Below are 9016 nucleotides of genomic sequence, written 5' to 3' on the forward strand. Positions count from 1 at the left end.
TTTGTGGCCTTTAACTAATGAAGTTGTGGCCAATAGCTCTCCCCTTTCTTTAGATGAACTTGAAGAACTATTAGTCTTTCGGTGCCAACAACTAATGAAACAGCATGATTTAATACAAGGACTAACTTGCTTCCATTGGTGGCCTCAAACTAGGGCTGTTCAATTATAAGCGATCGCTTGAACATAAAGGTAGTTGGTGAGCGCCATCTTTTTGGTCATAAAGTTTGAATACATCTACTGTAATGATTCTGGTTTTATTATAAGTTATCATCCGAACATGATATAAATGGTAAACCAGATATCAAACATGAGAGTATATGACTCGTAAAGCCTATTCCACAGACCTAAGCGATTCCCTCCGGGACGCTGCGCGAACGCTGCTTGGAAAATCATAGCTCCCATGCTACCTGTGGCCAAATCAGAAACATCCAGAGGAAGGAAACAAACAGTGGACTTACCAGAAGTTGTTAATAGTATTCTCTACTGGAGTCGTAGTGGTTGTGCCTGGGAACTGTTACCCCATGACTTCCCACCAGCCAAGACTGTGTATGGGTATTTCCGAAAATGGCAAAAACAAGGAGTCTGGCAACGGATTCACCATAGCCTACGGGTTAATGTCCGTCAACAAGAGGGACGAAACCCCGAACCCACTGGAGCTATAATTGATAGCCAATCAGTGAAAACAACGGAGATAGGAGGAGCAGAGCGAGGCTTTGATGGAGGCCAAAAAGTCAAAGGCCGGAAACGGCACATCGAGCGTGGAGACATTAGGGCTAGTGTTAGTAGTGTTGGTTCATGCTGCCAATATATCAGATGTCACAGCTGGAAGGATGTTGCTGGCAGAATCAAGCCTGTCAGTTCCAACTCTACAAAAGGTTTGGGCCGATAGAGGTGATCGAGGACAGTGATTGCAGCAAGTCGCGGGTGGATGCGAGCTTTACCTGGAGGTGGTTGAACGTTCTCAAAAAAGTTTTGAGGTTGAACCTCGACGTTGGGTAGTTGAGAGAACTTGAGGCTGGCCCTTGACGACAAAGACGACTCAGTAAAGATTACGAGGGTTTACCGGAAGTGAGTGAAGCTGTCGTTCACATTGCCATGATGTCACTGATGTTAAATCGTCTTGTGGCTTAAGGTTTTATTTACAGATACCCTCTAATAATCTTTTATTAAAGTTGAAAAATCTTTTCTCTAAAAGAGTCTGAAATTTTTAGTTCAATGATACCAGTTCTCCAAAAAAGGAGAAAGGTTTTTAGATTATATCCTAACAAAGTGAAACCTACCCATTTCACCTCAAACTTTATAGAAACATTTAGGATTATCCCAAACGATTTTTTTAACTATCTCCTGAGATAAATTTTTCTCAAGCTCTACAATGTTTTTCACAATATCTGGGTGATGATCCATGTGTGGATAATCTGAGCCAAATATTAAATTTTCAGAGCCAATGTAATCAATAATTTGAGTTAGATAAGGTTCAGATGGCTCAACGGCAATATAACATTGACGGCGAAAATACTCTGAAGGCAGCAACTTTACCATATCTTTGACTTCCCAATGTAAATTTCTATACTCTTCGTCCAACCGCCATAACCAATAGGGCAACCAACCACAACCAGATTCTAAAAATCCTACCCTCAGCTTCGGATAACGCTCTAATACTCCTCCTTCTATTAAGGCCAATAATGCCATCATCTGTTCCATGGGGTGAGAACAAGCATGGAGGGCAAAACGACTATTGAATCTATCTGCTCCTGTGGTGGGTAAGCGACCGTGGGTTGCCTCGTGAATGCCTACAGCTATATCTAATTCTTCGCAAGCAGCCCAAAAGGGTTCGTATTCCGCATCGCTCAAAATTCTGCCTTTGACAGGGTTAGGGCGTAAAAAAACTGCTTTCCAGCCAAAGTTTACAATTCGATGTAGCTCTTTGACCATCTCCTGGGGGTCATGGAGATTCATTGCTCCTACTCCTTTTAACCGACTGGGGTCATAGCTACAAAATTCTTCATACAGCCATGTATTGTAGGCATGGGTAAAAGCTCCGATGACTTCTGGGGGGAAAGTATCGATGGCAAATAACCACAGTCCGGAAGTGGGATAAATAAAGGCTATATCTATTCCCATCAATACCATTGCTTGGACGTGGGATTCCACGTCGTAGTGGTTTAAATAAGCATGGGGGTGAGCCTCCATCATCTGCCTATTTCCCTCTTGTTCTACTTGTTGGGAGATTTTTTCGGTGATGGGTTGTCCTTTGATTTTCATGTCGGTTGAGGGGGCAAAGTCTTGAAATTGAGGTTCGAGGTATTTGGCCCACATCTGGGAAGGTTCGATAGCGTGGGAGTCTGCATCTATAATTTTGTAACTGTTCAGCATTTTTATTTTTCTGTGTAGTAGACTGTTTCATCTAAATAAAATAGTGTAATAGTAGAGGCGGGTTCTGCATTAAATTAGTCTTGCTCAACATTAAATTTAGATAAACCTGCCCCATGCCGCACTTCAGTAGATCCAGTAGTGGCGCGTCAAGCTTAAAATGGTGTATTAGTTTCATAGGCAAGAAGTTATCATCACAGACCATCAGGCGATCGCTAAAAATTGACATGGAGAAACAGGTGTTAAGAGTCTTAGTGTGCCACAGTTTCAACAACAGGATAAAGATGCTTCAATGACAAAATAGCAAAATAATAGTATACTTTAAGGTTTGGCGTTGCTGATTTGAGGTATGATATCATTCAGGATAAGAGGGCCAGCAAAAAACTTTCTCCTTCTACTCAGGGTTTCTTATTCTTTCTTCCCTCCTGACTCCTGAGGACTGACTCCTAAGTAATTAGGATTAATATCATATCAGAAATTTAAAATTGTTTAATTCGAGTGTTTGCTTTAGATGAATGTGATGTTTGTGCTGAAGATATTTGTGGTTATGAATGGGGCGATCGCCTGGAAAGACGAGAGGTAGAGGTAGACAACTATCGTGATTCCCAGACATACTATGGAGCTTTAGATTGCCAAAGTGAAGAAGTAATACTTAGTGCCTATCAAACAGCTAACACGGAAGCAACAATTGATTTTGTCAAGCATTTACGTATTCAAAGTGAGGAAGCGAAAATTGTTCTGATTTGGGATGGATCCAGTTACCATCGTTCCCAAGAGTTTCGTAAGTTTCTTGCCACAATCAATACTCAGACAAATATTACAGTTCATTGTTTGCGTTTTGGACCATATGCACCATCAGAAAATCCCATAGAGAATATTTGGGGACAAGCCAAAAAACTGCTTCGACAATTACACCAACGATGTCGCTCCTTTGCCATCACAAAAAAAATCTTTGAACTATTTATTAGAGTTGTCGCTAAATAGAGGGAAAAAATCGCTCCAACCTAGACAGAGCAATAATTTCAAGGCCTTTTTAGCCACCAATAGCTACAATCCTTATATAACAAGGTTTTTGGGGGTTTTTGAAGTTATAAAGCGACAAGTCTATTAAGTATAGGTTATTTAGTGTGCCCAATTTGAGTAAATATCAAGCTTTCTCTAGTATCATTTAGGATTTCTATACTAACCTGTGGAGTAAAACTATGTATCATCAGAAGTTGTTTGCATAGCATTCCGTAGGAAAGCAGGAAGTAAACAGTAAAATGTCATAATGCGACATTTTATATCGTTTTTATGAAGCAGTTACAACCACCCCTAGAATTGTCAGAGTTTGGTAATGAAATTTTTTCCCATCCTTATTATTGGTCAGCTTTTACATTAATTGGTAATCCTTGGTAAGTTTTTTGGGCGTTGATAATTTAGACCCTAGATCGATTATCTTCTCCACCTTTCTGTATGTAATAATTATAATGTAACTCTAATAGTAAACAAATATTCCATTGCACTAAAATTAGCAAAGTAGGAAGCAGGAAGTAGGGAATAGGGAGAGTCCAAAAATTGGATAATTTATTTTTTGCTATTCCTTAACCCTAAAAGTAAACAAATAAATTGGGAGAGACCAAAACCATCCAAACAATGACTCAAATATATCATCCTCGCCAAAAGCAACTTCAATCTCTAATAGAAAAGTTATCTATACCTCAACAAGCAGCAATAAAATGGAATTTACTAGATTTGGCTTTAACCCATTCTACAGTTTCCTCAATACATAACTATGAACAGTTAGAATTTGTAGGTGATGCAGTAGTTCGACTGGTTGTGGCAGAGTTACTATTTGAAAAGTATTCAAATTATCCAGTAGGAGAATTTGCCGCCATTCGTTCTATTTTGGTGAGCGATCGCTCTCTAGCACAAATTGCAAATAAATATGGGTGGAGTCGTTATTTACTAGTATCTAAAAGTGCAGCAGGAGATCGAGCTGGAGAAGAATCACGAATAGCAGATTCTTTTGAAGCTGTTTTAGCTGCTCTTTATTTAAGCACCAATAGCTTAGAATTAATTCGCCCCTGGTTAGACTCTCACTTTGAAATCTTGATCGCAGAAATTCGCAGTGACCCAGCTAGGCAAAATTATAAAGCAGCTCTCCAAGAATGGACTCAAGGTCATTACAAAACACTGCCAAATTATCAAGTTGAGGAAACAAATAAGATTCATGGCGATCGCGGACGTTTCTTTGCAGAAGTTTGGTTTAAAGGCAAGAAACTTGGCATGGGTAAGGGACCATCAATTAAAGCTGCGGAACAAGCTGCAGCTAAATCTGCTTTGAATCAATTGAAAGCTAAAAGTTTTGAACAGTTAGACGATCTACTTTAGTACCTGATAGATAAAGTTATTCATGGTAGTTAATACTCACCAATCTTGAAAACAAGGTGAATATTCAAGGAGTCAGAAATCAGAAGTGTGTTTGCGCAGCATTCGGATTGAAAATCAGAAGTTAAAATTAGTGGGAGAATGGCTCTTTGCGTAGCATTCCCCAATATATCAAGGAACAAGCGTATTTGACATTAAAGTCTTGCTATGTAAGCTTTTGAGCCTATTTTTTAGGTGTTTTTGACTAATACAAATTTGAAAAAAGAATGTTACGAATAATAAGTGTGATTAAAAGACAAGTACAGGAAATGTCCCTTTGACAAAGGGGTGGAACCCCGGGACGACACCAGTTGCAAGCGGTCGATCTTCGGAGCTTCCCGTAGGGTGGGATGGCGTTTTGCTCCCCAACATGTAAAGCGTTAGCGTTTGCGCAGCATGACCATAGGAAAGCTCCTCTGGAGGAGGAAAGAGGCAGCGGCTCTGTCACTCTTCGGGTCTCCTCGCCATATCCAATCCACCAACAGAGCGGTCAGAACCCGCGTCGGCGTGAGACGCAAGGGAATGCTGACCAAGAGAGGGAACGCGCACCAAAAGAAAAAGAGAATTTATGACCTAAAAATTGGTATTGAAGCCATTAATTCTGTACCTCGCCAATCCGACGGCTTCCCTACCTGAGTTCTGACTTCCTCTCCTGGGAGGGGGAGGGGCGAGGGGTGGGTTGACTCCGAATAAATACCCTATTGTAGCAAATATTTATCAATTTTGTATAAAGTCCCGATAAGGGAGTAGGGAAAATAGGGAGATGTGATCTGCATAGATAGGATCGGCTTTTTCATCACTAATTATCTGGATTTAATATCAATCGAGTTGCATAAGGCTAACGCACATTGAATCTAGTATAACTATCAGCCATGGCATTTTGATGAATATTTGCGATAAATCTTGATTCTGTATGTAAATTAACGCAATGCAAAATCAGACCGTAATCTCAAGTCTAAATCTTCCTCTGGATAAATCACGACTACCTCCGCTTTTTCCCGACCCAATAATACTCCAGCTAAAGCACCCAACCCAGCACCAGCTAATACTCTTTCTGTAGCAATTACTTTATCCCCAGTAATACCAGATAGTAAAGTAGCAGCAGCACCACCGACAGCGGCACCCTTCAAAATATCTCCAGCATCAGCACCCTTTGTGATTTTTTCAGTATCGGTAACTACCCTAGAAATAGCGTCAAAACGAAACCTTCTGCGACCGCGGATAATTAACTGTTCGGCCAAAAATTGAGTACCATCTGAAACAGGTTGTAGTTGACCTTCTATTAAACTGCCAAAGGGTATAATTACTCTTCCTTGAACATCTCGAATATCTTGTGCCACTGTTAGCCTTAATCTCATAGATTCATCTGGACTTAGGACTACTTTTTCTGCTTCCTCATATTCGACAGGTATAAGTGTCCCTGCTGGTATTCGTGCTACAGAAAACGGTCTTCGTTGGTTATTAGGAAGTTGTCTTTGTTGGTTCCCAAGAAACGTTCTTCGCCGATAAAATTGAGCCATAGCAGGATTTGAAATTAGAGGTGTTGCTGTGGCTAATGTCATACCTAAACTTAATAATAAAGATGTTCCGAAATGCCATTTTTTTGAATTAAACATAGATAATATTCTCCAAATAGAAAATTTTCAGCAGTGTAATAAATATCTGATGAGATATAGCAGTGCTAGCTCAGGGGTTTACCAGGGTCATTTCATTCTGGTGCAGGATGGCAGAAATAACTAACCAGTTACAAAATCCTAAAAGCCTTACCAATCAATAATTTTAACTTTTAACTTTTAACTTTTGACTTTTGACTTCCGCGTAGCGGCACTAGATTTTGGCAATGAATTTATTGATTTTCAGACAGGGAAAAATAAATTTCCTAAAGCTTGAAATAACGTTGTTTCGTCAATACATAAAATGCCACAGTTTAGAATGAAATAGCCCTGGGCGTTTACCTTTTTAGGGTAAGGGAAAATTGTTAATTTTTTTATATAACAATATTTTGAATTCCCTGTTATTTACCTACATAGCAATAGCTTTCAAGGCTAAAATTCCTGCACCATAAGCAGGTTGATGTCGAGGCCAGATAATTTTGGCAGTAGGAGCGACCGCTAAGATAGAATTTTCAAATTTACCGCGAAAATTAATCATACTGTTCCAGACACTTCCAATAGTAACTACTTCAAAAGTTTCGTGAGGCTGAAATAAGGTAGATATCACAATTTTTGTAGCTATGCTTAACTCCTCCACAGCGCTTTGAATAATTTTCTTAGCTACCTTATCTCCGTTATCTGCGGCTGAGGAGACAATAGGAGCAAGTGCTGCTATATGTGTTGGACTCCATTCACGACGATAGACTACTTCTATTAGACCTTCAATATTTATTAGGCCCAGATATGCTTGAAAATCTGTAATTAGAGTCGTGGGTAATTCACGTCCATCATAACTTTTCAAAGCTGCTTGTAAACCTCTAATAGCTATATTATAACCACTACCTTCGTCTCCCAATAGATAACCCCAACCACCAACTCGTTTAGTTAACCCCTGACTATTTTGGCCGAATACTTGAGAACCTGTGCCTGCCATTGCCACAATACCTATAGAATATCCAATACCTCCCACCAAAGCGATGTTACTATCGCTACAAATAATTATTGTATTTGGGTGTAAATCCCATTTTATCGGCAAATTAGTAATAATTTCTTGGAGCAAATTTTCTACTACTGGAAAATCTTCAGGTCTTCCTACTCCTGCTAAACCAAGACAAATTCCAGATATTGGTTGATGGTTATTATTATTAGTAACTGCTTGAGTAATAGCGGTTTGAATTGAATTTTTAGCTACTTCAATTCCCACACTCTGATAATTTGACGGACCACTTTTACCACTACCAAGAATTTGATAATTTTCATCTATTAAAACGGCTTCTGTTTTAGTGCCACCGCCGTCAATTCCTAAAACATTTACTTTTTTCATATTCTATAATTATTATTATTTATCTAATTTTGAGCTAGGAAAATTTTTGACAATTCATATCAGCTCTCAAACCTCCTACTTCAGTGGTAGGTACTGTTAATTGATAACTTTTAACTTATTTGATACCACCACCATCAATTTCTAAAACATTTAATTTTTTCATATTCTATAATTATTATTATTTATCTAATTGGGAGGCAGGAAAAATTTTGACATCGAATTATTCTAACTATAAAAAAAATATCATAAATAGCAAAACTAAGTTGATTTTTATGTCAAGTTGACATAAAAAAATGTCAAAGTTATTATACAAATCTAATAAAAACAAATAAATACTCATACTTTTTAGTCATTTATTAATTGTTAAGATTACCTTTTAGGTTATTTTTTATATTTATATGAAACCCCATTGATGTGCCTCAGAGAATCCTCCTGTGGAAGAGTTGCCCTAAGGCTAAAACACAGATTATCTCAACCTTTAGCTTAGTATTAGGAGTATCAAAAATGATTAAGCGCACATGATACTCCTAATAGTTGCATAGTTGGAATTAACATGAATATTTATTTTGGACAAGATAGAACTTTCTGCTTTTCAACCATAGATGAAATTAATTTGTACCTCAAAATTCCAATCCTGGAAGGATATTCAATCATTCATTACTCTAGCGAATTAGGAAAAAATTACACCGAGCAAGATTTTAATCTGCTACAAACAAATTCCCAATTAATGGGTGTATCGACTGTACCAATAACATATCCTCTAGAAGATATTGCATACAAAACATATTTAAGTTTGCTAGAACTGACACAAGACTGGAATTTATGTCGAATTGGGAATTATGTTCCCTATATTAATGATGAAAGTAATGTTGGCTTTTCATATGTTCTGTGCGCCAACTGAGGAGCAGGCGATCGCCATTGCTCGTCAACCATTAAATAGGTATTTGAAATCTTTGGTAGAAGCTGCTTCTGATTGGGTAAAGGGTACTTGTTCGGTAGATTATCCAGGCTACGATAAAATTATTGCTTCACTACAGGAAGAAACTTTTGAATCTCAGATAGAAAAGGGAGCTGCTTGGATTGGTACCCCTGAAAAATTGCGCAAGACAATCGCTAGTTACTATGAACAGGTTGGAGGTTTTGAATTTGCATCTATGCAGGTCAACTTTAACACTATTTCAGTCGAAGATGCCACAACTTCTATGGAACTCTTTGCTAAAGAAGTGATGCCTCATTTTACTGAAAAGCAATTAGTCGGTAA

The 9016-nt window shown here is 38.4% G+C and carries 7 protein-coding genes and 1 pseudogene; 5 read left to right on the forward strand and 3 right to left on the reverse strand.

Going from position 1 to position 9016, the window contains the following annotated elements; genetic code table 11:
- The first annotated feature begins 400 nt into the window (after positions 1–400).
- A pseudogene (locus tag F6K06_RS32635) lies at positions 401–1131 on the forward strand (IS5 family transposase).
- A gap of 159 nt (positions 1132–1290) precedes the next feature.
- On the opposite strand, the gene F6K06_RS32640 reads toward F6K06_RS32635, so the two are convergent.
- Complete coding sequence (locus F6K06_RS32640; RefSeq protein WP_124154882.1) at positions 1291–2373, reverse strand: amidohydrolase family protein; 1083 nt, start codon at positions 2371–2373, stop codon at positions 1291–1293.
- Positions 2374–2868: 495 nt separating this feature from the next.
- Here F6K06_RS32640 and F6K06_RS32645 point away from each other — a divergent pair, with 495 nt between their 5' ends.
- Both F6K06_RS32645 and rnc read left to right on the forward strand, forming a co-directional pair.
- Positions 2869–3354: a transposase gene (locus tag F6K06_RS32645; protein ID WP_161564355.1), complete on the forward strand. Its 486-nt coding sequence runs from the start codon at positions 2869–2871 to the stop codon at positions 3352–3354.
- A gap of 651 nt (positions 3355–4005) precedes the next feature.
- A complete protein-coding gene (rnc, locus tag F6K06_RS32650) occupies positions 4006–4743 on the forward strand; it encodes a ribonuclease III (protein WP_287243685.1) in 738 nt (245 codons plus the stop codon).
- Positions 4744–5699: 956 nt separating this feature from the next.
- Here the strand turns inward: rnc and F6K06_RS32655 are convergent.
- Positions 5700–6395, reverse strand: a complete 696-nt coding sequence (locus tag F6K06_RS32655; protein ID WP_124143478.1) for a hypothetical protein — start codon at positions 6393–6395, stop codon at positions 5700–5702.
- A 406-nt stretch (positions 6396–6801) separates the two neighbouring features.
- A complete protein-coding gene (locus F6K06_RS32660; RefSeq protein WP_124143479.1) occupies positions 6802–7755 on the reverse strand; it encodes an N-acetylglucosamine kinase in 954 nt (317 codons plus the stop codon).
- 553 nt (positions 7756–8308) lie between these two features.
- Between F6K06_RS32660 and F6K06_RS32665 the strand changes: the two genes are divergently transcribed.
- The gene (locus tag F6K06_RS32665; protein ID WP_287243687.1) at positions 8309–8656 is read left to right on the forward strand and encodes a hypothetical protein; all 348 of its coding nucleotides are present in this window, start codon (positions 8309–8311) and stop codon (positions 8654–8656) included.
- A partial coding sequence (locus F6K06_RS32670; RefSeq protein ID WP_353734951.1) for a hypothetical protein occupies positions 8622–9016 on the forward strand: 395 nt, incomplete at its 3' end. The genes F6K06_RS32665 and F6K06_RS32670, both read left to right, overlap by 35 nt.

The organism is Okeania sp. SIO1H4 (assembly GCF_010672695.1).
Classification (GTDB): domain Bacteria; phylum Cyanobacteriota; class Cyanobacteriia; order Cyanobacteriales; family Microcoleaceae; genus Okeania; species Okeania hirsuta.

What these genes read in the sequence shown, in the direction of transcription:
- F6K06_RS32660 (WP_124143479.1), bottom strand. Translation starts at nt 7,755, where the DNA reads ATGAAAAAAGTAAATGTTTTAGGAATTGACGGCGGTGGCACTAAAACA.
- F6K06_RS32665 (WP_287243687.1), top strand. Translation starts at nt 8,309, where the DNA reads ATGAATATTTATTTTGGACAAGATAGAACTTTCTGCTTTTCAACCATA.
- rnc (WP_287243685.1), top strand. Translation starts at nt 4,006, where the DNA reads ATGACTCAAATATATCATCCTCGCCAAAAGCAACTTCAATCTCTAATA.
- F6K06_RS32640 (WP_124154882.1), bottom strand. Translation starts at nt 2,373, where the DNA reads ATGCTGAACAGTTACAAAATTATAGATGCAGACTCCCACGCTATCGAA.
- F6K06_RS32655 (WP_124143478.1), bottom strand. Translation starts at nt 6,395, where the DNA reads ATGTTTAATTCAAAAAAATGGCATTTCGGAACATCTTTATTATTAAGT.